Genomic DNA, 19,799 nt, shown 5'->3' with positions numbered 1-19,799 from the left:
CCTCTCCCCAGCCTTGATTTGCATAAATTTCAAATAGTTTTTTTTTGCAAAGTTTTTTGGCACCAACCGCCATTCCCCCCTTTTTTGTCATGCAGTATTTTTGGAAACCAAGCGTAAAAATAACGCTATATAATATAGCAATAATATGCTATATCACATAACAATTAAACGGGAAGCTTCATAAACAATCTACCAGTCTAGGAGGAATCATGAGACAATTACACCACCGTCCCATCCGGGCGCGCGGGACTTTTTATTCTGCCGCAAAACGCTCCCTGCTATTCACCACATGCCTTGGCATCGCTGCTCCGGCGTTTGCCGAAGAATCGGGACTGGCAATCGAGGAGATTGTCATTACGGCCCAGAAACGGACCGAAAGCAGCCAGAGTGTGGCCGCGGCGATTACGGCTATCGGCGGCGATGAGCTGAGCAAAACCAATTTCAACAATGTTGCAGACCTGCAGAATATCGCCCCCAGCGTGCAAATCGGTGAAAGCTTTGGCTTTGCCCAGATCATGGTGCGCGGCGTTGGTACCGACAACCCCTTCGTCGGCGGTGACCCGTCCGTCGCCGTCCATCTTGACGGTGTCGTCATCGGTCAGCCGTCAGCCCAGTTCGGTTCGCTGTTCGATATTGAACGTATCGAGGTCCTGCGCGGCCCGCAGGGCACCCTGTACGGCCGAAACGCCACCGGCGGGTCCGTCAACGTCATTTCCTATAAACCGACCCCGGAAACGACCGGTTACGCCCGTCTGACCGGCGGCAATTACGACCTGATCAAATTCGAAGGCGCCGTTGGCGGCGCCCTGTCCGACACCCTGATGGCCCGCGCCGCTGTGCGATACACCAATCGCGGCGGATACGGCACCAACCTGGTCGACGGCAGCGATATCGATGATGCCGACCAGCTGTCCCTGCGCGGCCAATTGCTGTGGGAACCGACCGAAGATGTCAGCCTGCGGCTCGCCGCCGAGCATCATGAAGAGGACGACCGGAACTATATTCCCAAATTCCGCGGCCCCTCCTATGATCCTGCGCCGCTGCCGGCGCTGGAACCCCAGCCAACCGCCGGGACCAGGGCAACCGATCCGCGTGATATTTACTCCAACGTGAACCTGCAGAACAAGCGGAGCCAGGATTCCTTCAGTGCGGAACTCAATTGGGACATTGATGAGACTTTCTCGCTCACCTCGCTGTCGAACTACCAGACCTTTGAGAAAATTCCGCAGGCTGACTTCGATATGACCGAAGTCGATTTCTACATCTGGTCGGAAAGCTATGAAAGCGACCAGTTCAGCGAGGAACTGCGCCTTAATTTTGAATCAGACCGCCTGCGTGGCCTGATCGGCGCCTATTACTATTACGAAAAACTTGATTCAGACAACCGGCTTGACATTCCGCTGGTGCCGCAGTTCGTGGCCGATAGTACGCCGGTACTGAGCGGTTGTGGCTTTGACGACAATGTGTCCGACCAGATTGTCGGTGCAGACCCTGAGCTGCTCTGCTTCAATTTCCGGGGCACCAGCAAAACCAACGCCTATGCCCTGTTCGGGAACGCCATCTATGACCTGACGGACACTCTCAGCGTGAATGTGGGCGCCCGTTACAGCTATGAAAAGAAAGAAGGCGATACCGACCGCTGGACCGCGCCCGGCGCGCCGGTGCTCACCTTCCAGGACGAAAAGAGCTTTGAGAAATTCACGCCGAACGTCCGTCTCGAATGGCGGGCAAATGACGAGGTCCTCGTCTATGCCGGATATTCCAAAGGGTTCAAAAGCGGTATTTTCCTGACCGGCCAGACCACGCCCGTGCTGGATCCGGAAATCGTGGATGCCTACGAAATCGGCCTGAAAGGGATGTTCATGGATCGCCGGCTGCGGTTTAACGCTGCCGCCTTCTACTATGACTTCACCGACCTGCAGCAGGGACGCAGCGTCCCCGCCGGCACCAGCGGCTTCACGCTGGTCTATGAAAATGCGGCATCGGCTGAAATCAAGGGTATGGAAATGGAGTTCACCTGGCTGGCCAGCGAACATATCCGCATCGACGGCTCCGCCACCTATCTGGACGCCACCTTTGATGATTATGTCACCACTGATCCGTTTGATACAGTATTCCAGCAGCTGGGGCTGATTGATGCGGGTGTGGACCTGTCACAGCAGCTTGCAGGCAACCGCCTGGTGCAGTCCCCCAAATGGTCAGGCCGTCTGGCGGTGACCGTGGACCATGAAATTTCGGACACCGGCTGGCTGGCGGAAGGAACTGTCGCCGTGTCCTATAAGGACCAGGTCTATTTCACCCAGTTCAACCACGACGCCCTGGCCCAGGATGACGTGACCACCATTGATGCCAACGTCCGCTTCAGTTCAGATAATGGCTGGTCGGTCAATCTGTGGGGCCGCAACCTGACCGATGAGACCATTTATGTCGGCACCTTCATCCTGAACAGTTCCCGGACCAACGCCGGCTTCCTGGCGCCGCCGCGGACCTTCGGTGCAACACTGGGATATGAATTCTAGTCCGACTTAATTTTCGAGAGCTGTGAGTCCGGGAAGCCAATATCAGGCTTCCCGGAGTTTTTGTAGAAACCGTCCATTGGGCCGATAAAAGAATCCCCCGAGCCAGTGACCGGCCAGCCAAGACAAAAATAGGCCGGCGTGACGCAGGAACCAGTCATCATAGAATTTTGTCAGAGAATGGTGCCGCTGGAGAGAATTGAACTCTCGGCCTCACCCTTACCAAGGGTGCGCTCTACCACTGAGCTACAGCGGCCCGAAAGACGGGGCCGGCGACGGGGCCATACGACTCCTGCCGGAATGGCGCGGAACATGCCATAGCTTTCCCTCCCGTGCAAGACCTATATTGGAAATATTTGCGAAAAGAGTGCGAGCCGCGTACAAAGGGAAAACTGATCCGCGGAACCGGGGCCTGCAGCCATAATCCGGCCGCCTTTTATCCCCATAAAAAGAATGACAGAAATTAATGAGCGATAGTAAGAAAAAAGCGCAGCAGGAAAAGCAGGACCGGCTGGCCGAAGCGCTGCGGGAAAACCTGAAACGGCGCAAGTCACAAAGCCGCAAACAAACGACACCGGCAAAGCCCGGGGTCAAAGACTCCTGACTTGTCAGCCCCCGATATCTGAGCTAAGACAGATTTCGGAAATAATTATGTAAAGGGATTACACTCCATGGCCATCATGTCCGATAAATGGATCCGGGAAAAAGCACAGAGCGAAGGCATGATCGAACCCTTTGTCGACCGGCAGAACCGGGAAGGCGTGATCTCCTACGGCCTGTCCTCCTATGGCTATGACGCCCGGGTGTCCGAGGAATTCAAGATCTTCACCAATGTGGACAGCGCGGTGGTCGACCCCAAGGATTTTTCCCAGAAGAGCTTTGTCGACCGGCCGTCTGACGTCTGCATCATTCCGCCCAACAGTTTCGCACTGGCCCGCACCGTGGAATATTTCCGCATCCCGGAAGACGTGCTGGTGATCTGCCTCGGCAAATCCACCTATGCCAGATGCGGCATCATCGTCAATGTGACCCCGCTGGAGCCCGGCTGGGAAGGCCATGTGACCCTGGAATTTTCCAACACCACGCCGCTGCCGGCGAAAATCTATGCCAACGAAGGCGCCTGCCAGTTCCTGTTCCTGCAGGGTAATGAACCCTGCGAGGTGTCCTATAAAATGCGCTCCGGCAAATATATGGGCCAGACCGGCGTTACGCTTCCCAAGTTGTAAGGAATATTATGGACCGACTGGTCATCACCGGCGGCAATCGCCTGGAAGGACAAATCCCTATCAGCGGGGCCAAGAATGCGGCTCTGCCGCTGATGTGCGCCGGACTGCTGAGCAGCGACAGCCTGGTGCTCAGTAACCTGCCGCAGCTGGCCGATATCCGCACCCTCAGCGACCTGCTTGGAGGTCATGGCGCCGAACTGAAGGTGGAACGGGACGGCGGCCCGCTGAACGGCGGCCGGACCCTCAGCATCACCACCAAAGACATCACCAGTACTGTCGCCCCCTATGACATCGTGCGCAAGATGCGGGCCAGCATCCTGGTGCTGGGTCCCCTGCTGGCGCGGGAGGGCGAAGCCACGGTGAGCCTGCCCGGCGGCTGCGCGATCGGCAACCGGCCCATCGACCTGCACCTCAAGGGCTTCCAGGAGATGGGCGCGGAGATTGAGCTCAAGGAAGGCTATGTGCGGGCCCATGCCCCGGGCGGCCGGCTGGAGGGCGGCACCGTGCATTTCCCGATGGTCTCGGTCGGCGCCACGGAAAATATCCTGATGGCGGCAACCCTGGCCCGCGGCACCACGGTAATCGAAAATGCGGCCCGGGAGCCGGAAATTTCCGACCTCGCAAACTGCCTCAACAAAATGGGGGCACGGGTCACCGGCATCGGCTCCGAGACCCTGACCGTGGAAGGGGTGGATCGCCTGCACGGGGGGGAGCATGACGTGATGCCGGACCGGATCGAAGCCGGAAGCTATGCCGCCGCCGCCGCCATCACCAATGGACAGATCGAACTGACCGGGGATAACCTGAAACAGGTGCTGACCGGCAGCTATGACGTGCTCAAGGAAGCCGGGCTCGGTTTCGAGCAAACCGACCGCGGCCTGATGTGCTGGCTGAAAAGCGATCATATTCAGGGAATCAATGTGGTGACCCAGCCCTATCCCGGGTTCCCGACCGACATGCAGGCCCAGGTCATGGCGCTGATGACGCTGTGCGACGGCGCCTCGGTCATCACCGAAACCATTTTCGAGAACCGTTTCATGCATGTGCCGGAACTGGCCCGCATGGGCGCTGACATCACCGTACACGGTAACACCGCCACGGTGCGCGGGGTCAAGAAACTCTTGGGCGCGCCGGTCATGGCCACCGACCTGCGGGCCTCCATGTCGCTGGTGCTGGCCGGCCTCGCGGCCGAGGGCGAAACCTATGTCAACCGCATCTATCATCTCGACCGTGGCTATGAAGCGCTGGTGGAAAAACTGACAGCGTGCGGGGCAAAAATTATCCGGGAAAAAGCTGACGGCGTCTGAAACTGACGCTATACTGGATTCATTATGGACGAGCAAAAACAGACATTTAGCCCGTTGCGGCTCAAGGCGGAGGACCAGGAAGACCTGGTCGTCATGTCCACTTATCTGCAGGATGCGGTCACGGTGATGGAAGACATCCGCTGGCTGCCGTCCGAGCGCCGCTTTGTACTGATGCTCAACCGCTATACCTGGGAGCAGACCTGTGCAGAGACCGGGAAACCGCTGACCGAAGGCGGCAAGGCCTGCCACCGGGTGCGCACCGGGCTGCACTTCAACGACGTGCTCAAGGTCAGCCGCCAGAATTTCCCCATCGGGTTGAAGTCCCATGTGCTGGAGCTTCTGGCCATCGAAGCGGCCCGGCCTGTCGAGGACGGCAACTGGCTCATCGACCTGATTTTTGCCGGCGACGAAATTGTCCGGCTCGAGGCGGAAATCATCGACGCCCAGATGCAGGACATCGGCCATCCCTGGCCGGCGAAATGCCATCCCAAACACAAGATTCTGGAAACCCTCCGGGATTGAGGCGGATTTTCGCCGCTTTTTCGCCCGCAATTACCGATTTTCTTTCAAAAAGCATGGATTCAATGCTGGCTTCTTTTGACTCAATTGCGTAAAAGTGGGCGACTTTTGAATTTGGAAGTTGAGTGCCAGGAGAAATATGGTGTCAAAGCCAGACAATACACCGGAACAGATGATCCTCGCCCTGCCCAAGGGCCGGATCCTTGAGGAAGTCATGCCCATCATTCGCGGGGCAGGCATTATTCCCGAAGCGGATTTCGACAACCCGAAATCCCGCAAGCTGGCGTTCGACACCAACCATCCGCATCTGCGTATCATCCGGGTCAGGAGCTTCGATGTCGCCACCTTTGTCGCCTTCGGCGCCGCCCAGATGGGGGTCGCCGGCAATGACGTGCTGATGGAATTCGACTATCCGGAAATCTATGCGCCGCTGGACCTGGACATCGGCCACTGCCGCCTGTCGGTCGCCGAACTGGCCGACCTGAGCAAAACCGACGATCCCAGCCGCTGGAGTCACATCCGCGTTGCCACCAAATATCCCAACCTGACCCGCAAGCATTTTGCCGGCCGCGGGGTGCAGGCGGAATGCATCAAGCTCAACGGCGCCATGGAGCTGGCCCCGAGCCTCGGCCTGTGCCGCCGCATCGTCGACCTGGTCAGCACCGGCTCCACCCTGAAGGCCAACGGCCTGGTGGAAATCGAGAAGATTGTCGACATTACCAGCCGCTTCATCGTCAACCGCACGGCATTCAAGACCCGCAACGAGGAAATCAGCGAGATTCTCGCCAACATCAGCGAGGCCCTCAATGGTCAGTAAGCTGGACAACCGCAAAGCGGATTTCGAGGCGGCGTTTACCGCGCTGCTGAACAGCAAGCGGGAATCCGACCAGGATGTCTCCGATGCCGTCAAAGCAATTCTGGCCGACGTGCGTGCGCGCGGTGACGCCGCCGTGATCGACTATACTTCCAGGTTTGACCGGCTGGATCTCACCCCGGAAACCATGCGGGTCAGTGCGGCGGAAATCGCCGCCGCCCGGGCCGAAGTCAAGGATGACGTCAGGGCGGCGCTGCAGGAAGCGGCCGAGCGCATTGAAACCTTCCACAAGCGCCACCTGCCGGAAGACGACAGTTTCACCGACGCCCAGGGCGTCACCGTCGGCGCCCGCTGGAACGCGGTCGATGCCGCCGGTATTTATGTGCCGGGTGGCAAGGCGGTCTATCCCTCTTCCGTGCTGATGAACGCGATCCCGGCCAAGGCCGCCGGTGTGGAACGCATCGTCATGGTGGTGCCGGCGCCGGACGGCTACCTCAACCCGCTGGTGCTGGTGGCGGCCGAACTGGCCGGTGTCACGGAAATATACAAGATCGGCGGCGCCCAGGCCGTCGGCGCCCTGGCCTACGGCACCGACACCATCGCCCCGGTTGATGTCATCACCGGCCCCGGCAACGCCTATGTCGCCGCGGCCAAGCGGGAAGTGTTCGGCACTGTCGGCATCGACATGATCGCCGGGCCGTCGGAGATCCTGGTGGTGGCCGACAACAAGAACGACCCGCGCTGGATCGCCATGGACCTGCTGAGCCAGGCCGAGCATGACGAGGTGGCGCAAAGCATCCTGATCACCGACGACGAACTATTCGCCAAAATGGTGGAGGATGCCGTCGAGGATCACCTTGCCACCCTGCCCCGGGCGGTGATCGCCCGCACAAGTTGGGACGAACACGGCGCCATCATTATCGTCAGCGACCTTGCCGAGGCAGCCCCCCTGGTCAACCGGCTGGCGCCGGAACACCTGGAGCTTGCCGTGGATAATCCGCGCGAGCTGGCGAAGGATATGAAACATGCGGGTTCCATCTTCCTCGGCCGCTATACCCCGGAAGCGATCGGCGATTATGTGGCCGGGCCGAACCATGTTCTGCCCACGGCGCGAAATGCCCGCTTTACCTCCGGCCTCAGTGCGCTTAACTTCATGAAAAGGAATACCCTGATAGAATGCAGCGCAGAAAGCCTGGCCCGGATCGGCCCCGCCGCCGTCACCCTCGCCGATGAGGAAGGACTGCAGGCGCATGGACGCTCCATTTCCATCAGGCTGAACCGGGGTGACTGACTGATAGGGGAGAAAGATGAGCGCCGAGACATCGACACAGCGCATTAGTCATATTGAGCTGGATGAATCGAGCATCATTCGCCGCAACGCCGATATCGAGCATGAGCGGCGGGTCGCCATCTTTGACCTTCTGGAGGACAATCTCTTCGCCCCGCTGGGCGACCTGGAAGGCGGCTATGCCGGTCCCTATAACCTGGTTCTGCATATGCAGGACAACCGGCTGGTGTTTGATATCGGTACCGACGACGGCACGCCGCTGACCTCCATTACCCTGCCGCTCACGCCGTTCAAGAAAATCATCAAGGAATATTTCCTGATCTGCGACAGCTATTACACCGCGATCAAAAGCGCCAGCCCGCGCCAGATCGAGGCCATCGACATGGGCCGGCGCGGCCTCCATAACGAGGGCTCGGAACTGCTGATGGAACGGCTGGCCGACAAGGTGGAGCTGGACATGGATACCGCCCGCCGGCTGTTCACCCTGATCTGTGTGTTGCAGATAAGGTAACCGGAATGGCGGTGTTCAAGCGTCCCCCCCTGCCGGAGTTGCCGGCGCGCCTGCCGGCTGATGAAATTCACAGCGTGCTGTTCATGTGCAATTTCAATTCCATCCGCTCGCCCATGGCCGAGGCGCTGACCCGCCATTATGTCGGTCACCGGATTTTTGTGGCCAGCGCCGGGATCCGGCCGGAAACCGATGAAATCAACCCTTTCGCCGCCGCCGTGATGGAAGAGGTCGGCCTCGATATCTCCGATCATATCCCCAAGGGACTCGATCAGCTGGAAGACTCATCCTTCGACCTGATCATCAGCCTCAGCCCAGAAGCCCATCATACGGCGCTGGAGTGGACCCGGACCATGGCCTGTGAAGTGGAATACTGGCCGACCCTGGACCCGACTCTGGTCAGCGGCAACCGCGAGCTGATTCTGGAAGAATATCGCAAGGTGCGGGAAATGCTGAAGGACAGGATTCTTGAACGCTTTGACGTCACACCGTCGCCGGGACTTTAGAAAAGCGCCCTGCATTTGGAGAAATAATCGCCAATTTAACCGTAAAACCCAGAAAAAAGGTTGCATTTTTCAGTATGTTGCATATTTTCTGCCATGGAAAATGCTGTTTCCCTATGGAGTGGAAACGTAACTTAGATTTTAGGAGCCCAGATGGCTAAAGAAGACCTTCTTGAGATGAACGGAACCGTGGTGGAACTTCTGCCCAATGCCATGTTCCGCGTCAAACTGGAGAATGACCACGAAATCCTCGCCCATACGGCAGGCAAAATGCGCAAGAACCGCATCCGCGTTCTGGCCGGCGACCAGGTCACCGTGGAGATGACTCCCTACGATCTGACCAAAGGCCGGATCACCTATCGCTTCAAATAAGTCCGTCCTTGCGAGACCCGGAAGGTGAAAAGCGGACGTTCCCTTCTTCACAGAATATCCAATCGTCGGTTATCCTGACCCCATGACCGAGTCCGCCCCCCAGCATAGCCCCCTGATCCTGGCCTCCGCCTCGCCGCGGCGGCGTGAGCTGCTGGCCCAGATCGGCCTTGTCCCCGACGACATCTGCCCGGCGGAAATCGATGAAACGCCACTCAGGGATGAAACCCCGCGCCAGTTGGCCGAACGGCTGGCCGTGGAAAAGGCCAAAGCCGTAGTTGAACAAAAACCTGACGCCTTCATTCTCGCCTCCGATACCGTGGTGGCGCTGGGACAGCGGATCCTCGGCAAGCCGGACAGTGAGCAGGAAGCCCGCCGGTTCCTCACCATGCTGAGCGGCCGCCGCCACCGCGTCTATACCGGGCTGTGCCTGATCACGCCGGACGGCAAGACGCACAGCCGGGTGGTCATGACCCAGGTCAGCTTCAAGCGCCTGACCGAGCAGGACATCGACACTTACATCGCCTCCGGCGAATGGGACGGCAAGGCCGGCGCCTATGCCATCCAGGGCCTGGCCGGGCGTTATGTCAAATCAATCAACGGCTCCTACAGCAATGTGGTCGGCCTGCCCCTGTTCGAGACCGCCAACCTGCTCGACGGCAGCGGCTACCGGAGCAAGACATCATGAGTCGTAAAATGAGTCGCACCCTTCTGGTCACCAGCGCCCCGGGCGAAGTGCGCGCCGCCCTGCTCGAAGACGACCGGCCGGTGGAAATCCGCCTGTACCGCGATCATGAACCGACCCGGGTCGGCGCCATCTATATGGGCCATATCACCCATGTCAGCCGCGAACTGCAGGCCGTATTCGTGGAACTGGAAAAAGGCCTCGAGGGTTTCCTGCAGCTGAAACTTCTGCCCAAACCGGCCACCGGCGACAAGAAGCAGAAAAAGCCCAAAGACCTGACCCGGCTGGTCAGCGAGGGCCAGAAAATCATTGTCCAGGTCACCCGCGATCCGGTCCATGGTAAGGAAGCCCAGGTCACCGGCCGCATCGAACTGCAGTCCTCGGGCCTGGTGCTGCATCCGTTCCGTGCCGGCGCCTTCGTCTCCAGCCGCATCAAGGATCCGGGCCGCAGGGAAGAACTGAAAAAATTCGGCGAAAGCCTCGAGCTCGAGGGCTACGGCATCACCTTCCGCACCGAAGCCGCCGAGCTGCCGGACCGGCAACTGGCCGACACCGCGCACAGGCTGCTGAAACAGTGGAAAGACATCGAGAAAAACCTCGCCGTCACCCTGCCGCCCAAACTGCTGGCCCAGGGCCCGGACCCCATTGCCCAGATCCTGCGCACCTATGGCAGCAACCGGCTGGAAAAGATACTCTTCGACCAGGCCTCGGACCTGAAGCAGGCCCATCAGTGGGCCGAACAGTTCGCCCCCGAACTGACGGGGAGGCTCGAGCCCGCCGCCGCCGGCGAGGATATTTTCCTGACCCATGGCGTCGAGGAAGAGCTGCAGGCGCTCTATGAAAAACGCATCCGGCTCGACAGTGGCGCATGGATCACCATCGAGGAAACCGAGGCGCTCACCGCCATCGACGTCAATACCGGTGAAGCCAAGTTTTCCACCGACCGCGAGCAGCAGATGCTGCGGCTCAACCGCGAAGCGGCGCGGGAGATTTTCCGCCAGCTCCGGCTCCGGGCCATCGGCGGCCAGATCGTCATTGACTTCGTCAACATGACCGGCAAGGGCGACGTCACCGCCCTGATGGACGTGATCGACAACCTGATCCATGCCGACCCGCAACAGGTGCAGCGCACCAACCTGTCCGCCTTCGGGCTGCTGGAGATGACCCGCAAGGCGGATGTCAAATCGCTGGGCGAACGCCTGCTGGCGGCGCGGGACCCGGATCCCAATGTGGCGAGCAGGGCGCTGGAGCTGCTGCGCGAGGCCATGCGCGAAGCCGACCGCGAACCGGGCAAGCCCTATACCATCAAGGGTCCGGCCACGGTGCTTGACTGGATCCGGGACCATCCCGATTATAGTGCGGAGTTCACCCGGCGCACCGGCAGCGCACTCATGCTTGAGGACCACACATCATGACCAAAAAGGAACCGGCCAACACCGTGGCCAAATGCCCGATCTGCAACCAGCCGGCGGCGAAGAAATATCATCCCTTCTGCTCCCAGCGCTGCGCCGATGTGGACCTCGGCCGCTGGCTCAAGGGCTCTTATGCGATTCCCACCGAAGAGGCGCCGACCGTGATCAGCAACGAGGACGAGGACTATTGATCCCGGCGGCCGGGGCCGGGAAGTCTTTGCAACTCAAGTCGTTGTCATAAAAATGCATTTTTTGAATTTCGGGGCTGGACAGGCAGGGGCTTTTTTCCTATAACGCACCGGCTTGCCTCGCTGAGAGGCTATGGCCCCATGTGCCCGGGTAGCTCAGGGGTAGAGCAGCGGATTGAAAATCCGCGTGTCGGTGGTTCAAATCCGCCCCCGGGCACCATTAAAAACAACCGCTCGTCCGATCCGGACTGGAGCGGTTTTTTTATGGTTCGGGGGGAGCGGGACGAACCACTGTTCGGCCGGAGCGTAAGCGCAGGCAACGCGTAGAGCGTCAGCTCTTAGCGGTAAATCCGCCCCCGGGCACCATTAAAAACACCCCGCCAGCGTGCGGGGTTTTTTATTGGCTGCTCACTTCACAACAGCATGATCCAGGTAATATCGCACCGCGTCCTGGACATGGCGGAAACGATCCCCGCCCAAATGCTTGCCGCCATACCAGCGGGTGACCACCACAATGTGGTTTTCAAGCTTCGCGCGCTCCAGCATGCGCACGATCACAAGCCCGGCCCCGGCCTCGCCGTCGTCATTCTTGACCGCCTGCCCGTCCTGCAGGAACGCCCAGCTGTTATGGGTGGCCTTGGCGAACTTCTTGTTGCGGCATAGTTCCTTGATGAAGGCCTTCGCCTCCTCGGGCGAGGTGCAGGGCCCGCCTGACACCGCATATTTCGACCCGCGGTCGGAAATTATGCCGTTAAATATCTGCATCAGGCCTTCATAAATGCATGCGGTCTGAAAAACAACCGAAACCGGTTAGTCTTTCATTCCCCCTTCCCCTCTCCTGCCGGCGGCTCACCCAGATGCGTGTCCAGCGGGCCGTCGGTCCAGACCAGCGCTTCCACTTCCTCCAGCGCCTCGTTGGGGCCGTGGGCCACATTGGCCGGGAAATAGAAAAATTCCCCGGCGCCATAGACCTTGTCCCCCATCTTCATCTTGCCTTTCAGGATGTAGGCCGAATGACCGCCGGTGGTGTGGTAGTGGCGCGGTTCGATATAACCGGTGGGGAATTTCAGGATCGAGGTCCTGCCGCTGATCCGCTCATTGGCGTGAAGCGGTTTTATTTCCTGGCCGTCGGGAAAGCCGGGCCGGGCGACTTTCTTCCAGGGCACCTGCGAACTATCCACGACCGTCATGCCGTTGGCGGCCGATCCGTCTTCTTGTCCCTGTGCCGCACAAACTGCCGCTCCCTGTGCCGCCACGGCAAGGGCAATCATAACTGCCACGGCCTGCTGTCCACCCTTCATTCTGTCTCCCCTCTTTATCGCGAAGGATTTAATTTGAAAGCCCTACTGTATCACTTTATAAGGGGGACGGGATATACAGAATAATCATGTCAAACCGCCACCGGGGCGACAACCGTTGAAACGGGAAATATAAAAATGACGCATGCAAAATTTCTGGCCGCTGTTGCCGGTCTCCTCTTCGCCATTTCCGCGCTGCCTGCCGCAGCCAGCGCCCAGGTTCATGAGACCCAAACCCATGAAACTTTGCCGCCGCCGCGGGAACTGACGCCGGAGCAGACGGAGCGCGCCGCCGCCAACTACCAGAAATATTGCGCCCTGTGCCACGGGGCGGACCGGGAAGGCTATGCCAATGACCATGCCCCGTCGCTGAAAAGCAAAAGCCTGATGGAAAGCGGCATTCCCCATGCGGTGCTGCGTCCCATGTCCTACGGCCGCGAAGGCACCGCCATGGGCGCCTATCTTGACGAAATGGGCGGGCCGATGACTTTGGACGAGACCTGGGACCTGACCTACTGGCTCTACTGGCAGGCCGGTTATGACCGGCTCAAGATGAGCACCGAAGCCGTGCACGGCGATATCGAACGCGGCCGGCAGGTCTACGGCGAAAACTGCACCAGCTGTCACGGCGCGCAGGGCGAAGGCGTGACGGCCCCGGCGCTGGGCAATGTCTCGCTGCTGGCCCATATGACCGATGAAATGATCCGCCACGCCATTCGCGAAGGCCGCCAGGATACGCCGATGCAGGCCTGGAAGGGGGTGCTGTCGGACGAGGATATCGACAATGTCACCGCCTTCCTCAGGAGCCGCGCCGGCGGCTGGGAACAGCCGCAGCCGGTGCTGAAAAAAATCCCCGGACCGGAAGACTATGTCATCAATCCGGACAATGAGGACCCGGACTTTACCCTGACCGACGGTATCTTTGTCTCCTCCAAGGACCTGCTCGCCGCCCTCCAGGCGAAAAAACGCATGGTGCTGCTGGACACAAGGGTGGCCTCGGTCTGGCAACGGGCTCATATCGAAGGCGCGATTCCGGTGCCCTATTACACCGATTTCGACGAACTGACCAAGGATATGCCGCGGGACGTACAGATCGTCGCCTACTGCTCCTGTCCGCGGGCGGCAGCGGAATATGTGGTCAAGAATATGCGGGAGCGCGGCTTTATCCGGACCGCCGTCCTGTACGAAGGGATTTTCGGCTGGATGAATTTAGGCTATCCTGTGATGCGCGGCGACATTCGCGAGGAAGAGGAGTAACCTCCTTTCCCTCTTTACGGGGACGGTTTCTCTTCGGGGCCCTGAACAGCCACATCACTTCCGGCAGAACCCTCCGGTTAACACTTTGTTATCAAAATAGGCTTTATTCCTTAAAGCTGCAGCTCACACGTCAAAACAAGAAAACAAAAGGTACTTATGCCTTTTCACGGAGTTGCCAGTGTTGAAGCAGACTTAAAAGGGGAATTTTATGCCATATTTAATATTGATCGTTCTCGCTTGCATGGGGGTATGGTACGGCGGCGACGGGCTCTGGGTCAGCCTGACCTCAAACAAGCTGACCACATTCAATGTCGAAACTGTTGAAGAACACGGCATTGGCAATAATCGCTATATCAAGATCACCGACGGCACCTGGGGGTCAGGCATTGTCTATCAGTATGACCAGGATACCGGCGCCGTTGATTATGTAATTTTCGCCCTTGAAAGTCCCGAGACCTATCAGGCCATTGCTGAAGGACGGCCGGCAGAAGTTCATGTCCTGGTGAAAAAAGACGCCCATACAAATGTCTCCAGGCTGGAACAGTGGATGATCGAAAATGGCGCCGATGAAGAAAAGGTCGAAGTTCAGGGGGTAACCCTGGTCGGCTTTGATTCAATTGATGACAGCTCCAGAAACCTGATTGAATCCATGGATATGAAAATCAGTGATGATGTTGTTTTTCTGGAGGAAGGCAAAAAGCCGGAGTCCATGACAAAAAACCTGCTGATCTTCATTCCTTCCGCCCTGTTTTTGCTGTTTGTTATTTACAGCTTCTTTCGAAAAGAGGATGAAACAGAGGAAATAACAGAAACAGCGGATGTCGCCGAGGTTGAAGCCCCGGGTGAAACGCGAGCCAATGACTGCATCAAACAAGTGATGATTCTGATGATGTTGGCGGATGGCGAAGCTGACCTTGAAGAGGTGAGTGCCATACAGAATATCTACAAACAACTGACCGAAATGGATTATGAAACCGCTCAGTTGAACCTGGACATCAAGCAGATTCAGGAAGAGGGCATCACTCTGAAAAGCCTGCTGAAGGAAATGAATGAAAGCCTTTCCGACGATGGCAAGAGAGTAACTTTTGAAGCGGCGTTTCTGATCGCGGCGGCAGACAGCCTGTTGCATCCCGGTGAAAGGGAAATGTTAAAATCCATTGAAAGCGCCCTGCATATTCCTGATGAAATTGTGCGGGAATTGTGTGAAAGACATGGTGTTGAAGACTGGTAATGAGGTCTTCTTACAGAGGGTGATTTACACACTTTGAGTTCGTGGACCAAATGAAGGGGGGGCAACTTTGCCCCCTCCTTGCTGTTTCGGGAGTGAAAATTCCTTTTCATAAGTACAGAGACAAAGCTCCTGTTGCGGGAAGGGATTTTCGGCGCGATGAATTTGGGTTATCCTGTAACGAAGGGTGACATCGGCGACAATGCCGGAAATCCTTAATCCCGAAGGGAGGAGCTAATCCATGACACAGTTGATTTCCCGCTTTTCATTTTGCCTGATGATCCTGCTGTCGGGGCTCGCGGCACCGGCACAGGCCCACATCAGCCTGGTCTCCCCGCCGCCGTTGATGGACGGCCACGGCATGGAGAACAAGTCGCTGAAATTCCCGCCATTCGGCGCGCCGGGCGTGGATGTGGCGGCAGCGGCGGCGACGGTCGTCAAATCCGGCTCGGAAATCGATATCGATGTATCGGTTTATATCATTCATCCGGGCTCGATCGTCGTTCTCTACACCCAGGATCCGGACGGCAAGGATGTGGCCCCGGTCTTCAAGCTTCCGTCGCTCCGCACCCCGATTCCCCATACCAACCTGCTCTATCAGGCAGCGTCCCCCTGCGAGCCGGTCACCGGCTGTACCCCGGCCTTCAGCGACCAGCATTTCAAGGCCCGGGTCAAACTGCCCGACATAGAAGGCGATATCATCCTGGTGGTCCGCCAGGTGATGTGGGATAAGGTCAAGGTCGACCCGGACAGCGGCGAGGTGGACCTGTCCCGGGTCTATTACCACCAGGCCGCCAAACTGAGGCTCGTCAAATAGGGCTTAGCCAGTGTGTGACGGTTGAATAATGTCCCGAATTCCTCTAGAAAGCGGGGCAATGTCCCCTGATTAAACAGCAGCCCCGGAAAGACCTTTATGACCACCAGCTTTACCCTCCCGCAATGGTATGACCTGCACACCCATTTCCGCCAGGACGAGACCCTGCCGGCCACTGTCCGGGACCATGTGGCCATGCAGTGTGCCGGCGCTCTGGCCATGCCCAATACCGCGCCGCCGGTCGGCAAGGTCTTTGCTGCTGACGAGGTGTCCAATTACAAGAGCATCGAACAATATCGCTCTGAAATCATGGAAGCCGCCGGGGAAACCTTTCTCGAGGTGATCGTGCCGCTCTACCTGACCCGGGACACAACGCCCAAGATGATTGAACAGGGGGCGTCGGCCGGCCTTCTCAAAGCCTGCAAATATTATCCGCCGCACGGCACCACCGGCGCGGAATTCGGCGCCCCGCTCACCCGCTTCATTGAAAACGGCGTGTTCCAGGCCATGCAGGACGCCGGTGTCACCCTCTGCATCCATGGCGAGGAACACGGCCTGGCCCCGGAACAATATTTTGACCGCGGCGAAAATGCCGAGGAAATCTTCTACCGGCAGCAGATGCCGCGCCTGATTGACCGGTTTCCGGACCTGCGGATTGTCGGCGAACATCTGACCACCAAAGTCGGCGTCGACTTCATCAGAGAAGCCCCGGCGCATGTCAAAGCCAATGTCACGCCGCAGCACCTGCTCTATACCATCGGCAGCCTGCTCAACGGCCTGAAATATCATCTTTACTGCCTGCCGCTGGTGAAATTCGAGGAAGACCGGGCCGCCCTGCGCGACGCCGCCACCGCCACAGACAATGACAAGTTTTTTGCCGGTACCGACAGCGCCCCCCATACCCGGAAAACCACGCCCTGCGGCTGTGCGGCGGGCTGCTATACCGGCGGCATTGCCCCACAGTTATACGCCATGGCCTTTGAGGCCGCGGGCGTTGACCTTGCAACACCCGAGGGACAGGCTGTCTTTGAGACGTTTCTCTGCACCATCGGCCGGGACTATTATGGCTTGCCCGACCCGAAAGAGACCTTCACGCTTGAGAAACTCCCCGAACAGGTTCACCCCCTTGAAATCGGCGACCAGACCGTGATCCCCCTGCCTCGGGGCATGGAAATTGACGTCAGTTGGCGGATCAAACCCCGGTAAAGATTCAGAAGCTGGAAAGATACAAAAAGGGCGCTGGCCGGATCGGTCAGCGCCCTGATTTTTTGGTTAAATATCCTGCCGGTTAGGCAGTTTTCAGGTTAACCGCAGAAGTCTTGCCAGTCTTGCTGTTGACTTCGGTCTCGTAGGAAACCTGCTGACCTTCGTCCAGTGTAGACAGGCCTGAGCGTTCCAGCGCCGTAATGTGAACAAACACATCGTTGCCGCCGTTATCGGGTGCAATAAAGCCATAGCCTTTTGTCGGGTTAAACCATTTTACAGTACCATCATTCATAATAAATTCCTTTTCGTTGATGATCCAGGGCGACAACCGCGCCGCCCAGTGTTAGTTGGTCACATGATCCTTCCGGGATCAGGCAACACGTGTTGATGAAGAAGTCCGGCATCCCGAATTCCTGAGGAAACCGACGTCGCTGAGCGGGTGTCCGCCCCTGTGAGATCTTTCCTGCGGGACCGATCCCGTTCCCGAGGTCGTCTTGCGGGACCGCTTCCTGCGGGATGCCGGCTTCGCTTTAGCTTTCATCCCTTCAGGTTTCTGTTTCGGCCGGCCCTGTGTCTCAGGAGCCGGCGCAATATCTTTGTTGCCGCTGCTGCGAATCTTGCGGCCAATCAGCTTTTCAATGTCCGCCAGCAATTCCTTCTCCGAAGCATCGCAAAGGGAAATTGCCTGACCCGATTTTCCAGCCCGCGCGGTTCTGCCGATCCGGTGTACGTAAGCTTCGGCCACATTGGGGAGTTCAAAGTTGAAGACATGGGAAACATCATCAATATCGATTCCCCGTGCAGCAACATCGGTGGCAACCAATACAGGCGTTTCCCCATTTCTAAACTGGGACAAGGCCCGCTCCCGCTGGTTCTGGCTCTTGTTGCCATGAATGGCACAGGCGCCGATCCCCGCGTTCACAAGCTGCTTGCAGAGACGGTCGGCCCCTCTTTTCGTCCGGGTGAACACGATGGCACTTGTCACATCTTCGGTCTGCAACAATTGCGTCAACCGTTCCCGCTTCTGCTCCTTCGGCAGGAACTGGACGGACTGTTCAATGCGATCTATGGGCTTTGCCGCAGGCGCCACGGCAACCGTCAGCGGATCATTCTGGAACTCTGCCGCAAGCGATTTTATTTTTGCCGGCATGGTGGCCGATACCATCACCGTCTGACGCTTTGCAGGCAGTTTGCCCATAATACGCCGGATGGCAGGATAGAAGCCAAGGTCCAGCATCTGGTCCGCTTCATCCAGGACCACCGTTTCCACGTCTCCCAATTGAAGCGCATTCTGGGACAGCAGGTCTTCCAGCCTTCCCGGCGTTGCAATGAGAAGTTCAGTCCCGCCTTTCAGTTTTTGAATTTGTGGACCGGGTTTCACACCGCCCACCAGAATCACTGTCCGGGGATTGAGGCTGCCCGACAGTTCACGGGCGTTACGCTCAATCTGTAGCGCCAACTCCCGTGTCGGAGACAGCACCAGAAAGCGGCAGGATTTCGGCCGGTTTCTTTCACGGCGCTGACATAGCATGTCAAGCATGGGCAGCAAAAATGCCGCCGTCTTTCCGGTACCGGTCTGAGCGATAGCAATGACATCGCGGTTTTCAAGTTGCGGGGGAATAGCCTGCGCCTGGATCGGCGTCGGGGTCGATAATCCTTCTGCTGTCAGGGCAGAAAGGAGGTGCCTGGATAGTCCAAGCTCTTTAAATGTTGTCAAAAAAGTCTTTCTTCTTGCCGCACGGGACCCATTTCAGGCGTTAGCCTTCTCAGTCTCTCTCGACAATTTTTTGGGAAGCTCGCGCAAAACAGCTGCCGGTCGTTTTAAGCCCTAATGGCTTTGAAAATGGCAACGTTCTGGTTCAGGAAAGCTGCAAAATACGGCTCCTGCCGATGAACTTTTTCATCCTTTACGCGCAAAGCCTGAGCAGCTTATAGCGTTATATTAGAGAAAAAGCAAGGTAATTCGCCTTTAGCCGCAACTCAGGAAATATCTTCAGACGTCTGGCTGCCAACAATCTGTTCATTGTAAACCAGCCGGTCAACGTCAAACCCCAGTTCCGACGCCCTGTTTACCAGCCTGTCCCGCAGGTCCGGATCCATCATCGGCGTCCGGGACAGGATCCAGAGATAGTTGCGGCCGGGTTCGCCGATCATGGCATAGTCATAGTCTTCGCCCAGGGCGATGATCCAGTAGCGGCCTGACAGGAAATTGAGTTTGAGGCCGGTCAGCACGAACTGGACCCGCAGTTTGGCATTGCTTTCCCTGTCGGTCACCCAGGCCCGCGCCGTGGCAACGTCCCGCTCCTCCTGTCCGGCTTTGTCACAGCTGTTGACCACCCGGATATCGCCATCGTCCCGAAGGCTGTATTCAGCGGTACTGTTGAGACAACCCTTCTGAAAGGAATGCTCGATGCGGGCAATTTCGTACCATGTCCCGAGATAGCGTTCCAGATCCACATGCGGGACCACGGGCAGATCCTGTTCCGCCCGGGCCAGTGGGGACGACAGTATAAAACCAAACATAACCAGCAGAGGGAAAATCTTTGTCATGGCACAATATCCGAATTCATCAGGGAGATAACAGTTCTCTGATGTTTTCTACGCAGGAGAAATGCGCTCAGATTACAGACAACCCAGTAGCTGCGGAGACAGGATCGAAAA

At 57.9% G+C, this 19,799-nt stretch carries 22 protein-coding genes and 2 tRNA genes; 18 read left to right on the top strand and 6 right to left on the bottom strand.

Going from position 1 to position 19,799, the window contains the following annotated elements:
- The first annotated feature begins 209 nt into the window (after nucleotides 1-209).
- Nucleotides 210-2,519 (top strand): TonB-dependent receptor, encoded by a 2,310-nt coding sequence (locus FIV46_RS13700; RefSeq protein ID WP_139941508.1) that lies wholly within the window; start codon nucleotides 210-212, stop codon nucleotides 2,517-2,519.
- Nucleotides 2,520-2,697: 178 nt separating this feature from the next.
- On the opposite strand, the gene FIV46_RS13695 is transcribed toward FIV46_RS13700, so the two are convergent.
- A tRNA-Thr gene (locus FIV46_RS13695) sits at nucleotides 2,698-2,772 on the bottom strand.
- Nucleotides 2,773-2,982: 210 nt separating this feature from the next.
- On the opposite strand from FIV46_RS13695, the gene FIV46_RS18120 reads away from it, so the two are divergent.
- The 13 genes from FIV46_RS18120 to FIV46_RS13635 all read left to right on the top strand — a co-directional run bounded on the left by FIV46_RS18120 (nucleotide 2,983) and on the right by FIV46_RS13635 (nucleotide 11,555).
- Entirely contained in the window at nucleotides 2,983-3,120 is a 138-nt protein-coding gene (locus FIV46_RS18120) for a hypothetical protein (protein ID WP_181163244.1), read from the top strand.
- A gap of 67 nt (nucleotides 3,121-3,187) precedes the next feature.
- Nucleotides 3,188-3,742, top strand: a complete 555-nt coding sequence (gene dcd / locus FIV46_RS13690) for a dCTP deaminase (RefSeq protein WP_139941507.1) — start codon at nucleotides 3,188-3,190, stop codon at nucleotides 3,740-3,742.
- 8 nt (nucleotides 3,743-3,750) lie between these two features.
- Entirely contained in the window at nucleotides 3,751-5,049 is a 1,299-nt protein-coding gene (gene murA, locus FIV46_RS13685) for a UDP-N-acetylglucosamine 1-carboxyvinyltransferase (protein ID WP_139941506.1), read from the top strand.
- A gap of 24 nt (nucleotides 5,050-5,073) precedes the next feature.
- Entirely contained in the window at nucleotides 5,074-5,571 is a 498-nt protein-coding gene (locus FIV46_RS13680) for a DUF2948 family protein (protein WP_139941505.1), read from the top strand.
- 136 nt (nucleotides 5,572-5,707) lie between these two features.
- Nucleotides 5,708-6,385, top strand: a complete 678-nt coding sequence (gene hisG / locus FIV46_RS13675; protein ID WP_139941504.1) for an ATP phosphoribosyltransferase — start codon at nucleotides 5,708-5,710, stop codon at nucleotides 6,383-6,385.
- Nucleotides 6,375-7,673 carry a histidinol dehydrogenase gene (gene hisD, locus FIV46_RS13670; protein WP_139941503.1) on the top strand — a complete coding sequence of 433 codons (1,299 nt, stop codon included), beginning with the start codon at nucleotides 6,375-6,377 and terminating at the stop codon, nucleotides 7,671-7,673. Before hisG ends, hisD begins: the two co-directional genes overlap by 11 nt.
- Before the next feature lie 16 nt (nucleotides 7,674-7,689).
- Nucleotides 7,690-8,181, top strand: a complete 492-nt coding sequence (locus tag FIV46_RS13665; protein ID WP_139941502.1) for a UPF0262 family protein — start codon at nucleotides 7,690-7,692, stop codon at nucleotides 8,179-8,181.
- A 5-nt stretch (nucleotides 8,182-8,186) separates the two neighbouring features.
- Nucleotides 8,187-8,684, top strand: a complete 498-nt coding sequence (locus tag FIV46_RS13660) for an arsenate reductase ArsC (RefSeq protein ID WP_139941501.1) — start codon at nucleotides 8,187-8,189, stop codon at nucleotides 8,682-8,684.
- A gap of 150 nt (nucleotides 8,685-8,834) precedes the next feature.
- Nucleotides 8,835-9,053 carry a translation initiation factor IF-1 gene (gene infA, locus FIV46_RS13655; protein WP_139941500.1) on the top strand — a complete coding sequence of 73 codons (219 nt, stop codon included), beginning with the start codon at nucleotides 8,835-8,837 and terminating at the stop codon, nucleotides 9,051-9,053.
- A gap of 82 nt (nucleotides 9,054-9,135) precedes the next feature.
- Nucleotides 9,136-9,738 (top strand): Maf family protein, encoded by a 603-nt coding sequence (locus tag FIV46_RS13650; protein ID WP_139941499.1) that lies wholly within the window; start codon nucleotides 9,136-9,138, stop codon nucleotides 9,736-9,738.
- On the top strand, nucleotides 9,735-11,150 hold the full coding sequence (locus FIV46_RS13645) for a ribonuclease E/G (RefSeq protein WP_139941498.1): 1,416 nt from the start codon (nucleotides 9,735-9,737) through the stop codon (nucleotides 11,148-11,150). The genes FIV46_RS13650 and FIV46_RS13645 overlap by 4 nt, the downstream gene beginning before the upstream one ends.
- Entirely contained in the window at nucleotides 11,147-11,338 is a 192-nt protein-coding gene (yacG, locus tag FIV46_RS13640) for a DNA gyrase inhibitor YacG (protein WP_139941497.1), read from the top strand. The genes FIV46_RS13645 and yacG overlap by 4 nt, the downstream gene beginning before the upstream one ends.
- Before the next feature lie 142 nt (nucleotides 11,339-11,480).
- Nucleotides 11,481-11,555: transfer RNA gene (locus tag FIV46_RS13635), tRNA-Phe, on the top strand.
- A gap of 188 nt (nucleotides 11,556-11,743) precedes the next feature.
- On the opposite strand, the gene FIV46_RS13630 is transcribed toward FIV46_RS13635, so the two are convergent.
- Both FIV46_RS13630 and FIV46_RS13625 read right to left on the bottom strand, forming a co-directional pair.
- Nucleotides 11,744-12,100 carry a YigZ family protein gene (locus tag FIV46_RS13630; RefSeq protein WP_139941496.1) on the bottom strand — a complete coding sequence of 119 codons (357 nt, stop codon included), beginning with the start codon at nucleotides 12,098-12,100 and terminating at the stop codon, nucleotides 11,744-11,746.
- A gap of 53 nt (nucleotides 12,101-12,153) precedes the next feature.
- Complete coding sequence (locus FIV46_RS13625) at nucleotides 12,154-12,636, bottom strand: cupin domain-containing protein (protein ID WP_139941495.1); 483 nt, start codon at nucleotides 12,634-12,636, stop codon at nucleotides 12,154-12,156.
- 135 nt (nucleotides 12,637-12,771) lie between these two features.
- Here FIV46_RS13625 and FIV46_RS13620 point away from each other — a divergent pair, with 135 nt between their 5' ends.
- The 4 genes from FIV46_RS13620 to FIV46_RS13605 all read left to right on the top strand — a co-directional run bounded on the left by FIV46_RS13620 (nucleotide 12,772) and on the right by FIV46_RS13605 (nucleotide 17,138).
- A complete protein-coding gene (locus FIV46_RS13620; RefSeq protein ID WP_139941494.1) occupies nucleotides 12,772-13,890 on the top strand; it encodes a c-type cytochrome in 1,119 nt (372 codons plus the stop codon).
- Nucleotides 13,891-14,098: 208 nt separating this feature from the next.
- Nucleotides 14,099-15,121 carry a TerB family tellurite resistance protein gene (locus tag FIV46_RS13615; protein ID WP_139941493.1) on the top strand — a complete coding sequence of 341 codons (1,023 nt, stop codon included), beginning with the start codon at nucleotides 14,099-14,101 and terminating at the stop codon, nucleotides 15,119-15,121.
- Nucleotides 15,122-15,359: 238 nt separating this feature from the next.
- Complete coding sequence (locus FIV46_RS13610) at nucleotides 15,360-15,935, top strand: hypothetical protein (RefSeq protein ID WP_139941492.1); 576 nt, start codon at nucleotides 15,360-15,362, stop codon at nucleotides 15,933-15,935.
- Between the two features lie 96 nt (nucleotides 15,936-16,031).
- The gene (locus FIV46_RS13605; protein ID WP_139941491.1) at nucleotides 16,032-17,138 is read left to right on the top strand and encodes an amidohydrolase family protein; all 1,107 of its coding nucleotides are present in this window, start codon (nucleotides 16,032-16,034) and stop codon (nucleotides 17,136-17,138) included.
- Between the two features lie 82 nt (nucleotides 17,139-17,220).
- Here FIV46_RS13605 and FIV46_RS13600 read toward each other — a convergent pair whose 3' ends face one another.
- The 3 genes from FIV46_RS13600 to FIV46_RS13590 form a co-directional block, all read right to left on the bottom strand.
- Nucleotides 17,221-17,430, bottom strand: a complete 210-nt coding sequence (locus FIV46_RS13600; protein WP_139941490.1) for a cold-shock protein — start codon at nucleotides 17,428-17,430, stop codon at nucleotides 17,221-17,223.
- A gap of 78 nt (nucleotides 17,431-17,508) precedes the next feature.
- Nucleotides 17,509-18,855: a DEAD/DEAH box helicase gene (locus FIV46_RS13595; protein WP_139941489.1), complete on the bottom strand. Its 1,347-nt coding sequence runs from the start codon at nucleotides 18,853-18,855 to the stop codon at nucleotides 17,509-17,511.
- Nucleotides 18,856-19,118: 263 nt separating this feature from the next.
- Nucleotides 19,119-19,688, bottom strand: coding sequence for a lipocalin family protein (locus FIV46_RS13590; protein WP_219846127.1), 570 nt, complete (start codon nucleotides 19,686-19,688; stop codon nucleotides 19,119-19,121).
- Nucleotides 19,689-19,799: the final 111 nt, after the last annotated feature.

The organism is Emcibacter nanhaiensis, assembly GCF_006385175.1.
In the GTDB taxonomy this organism is placed as follows: domain Bacteria; phylum Pseudomonadota; class Alphaproteobacteria; order Sphingomonadales; family Emcibacteraceae; genus Emcibacter; species Emcibacter nanhaiensis.
Note: the sequence above shows the minus strand (reverse complement) of the source record. Positions and strands in the feature narration are given on the sequence as shown.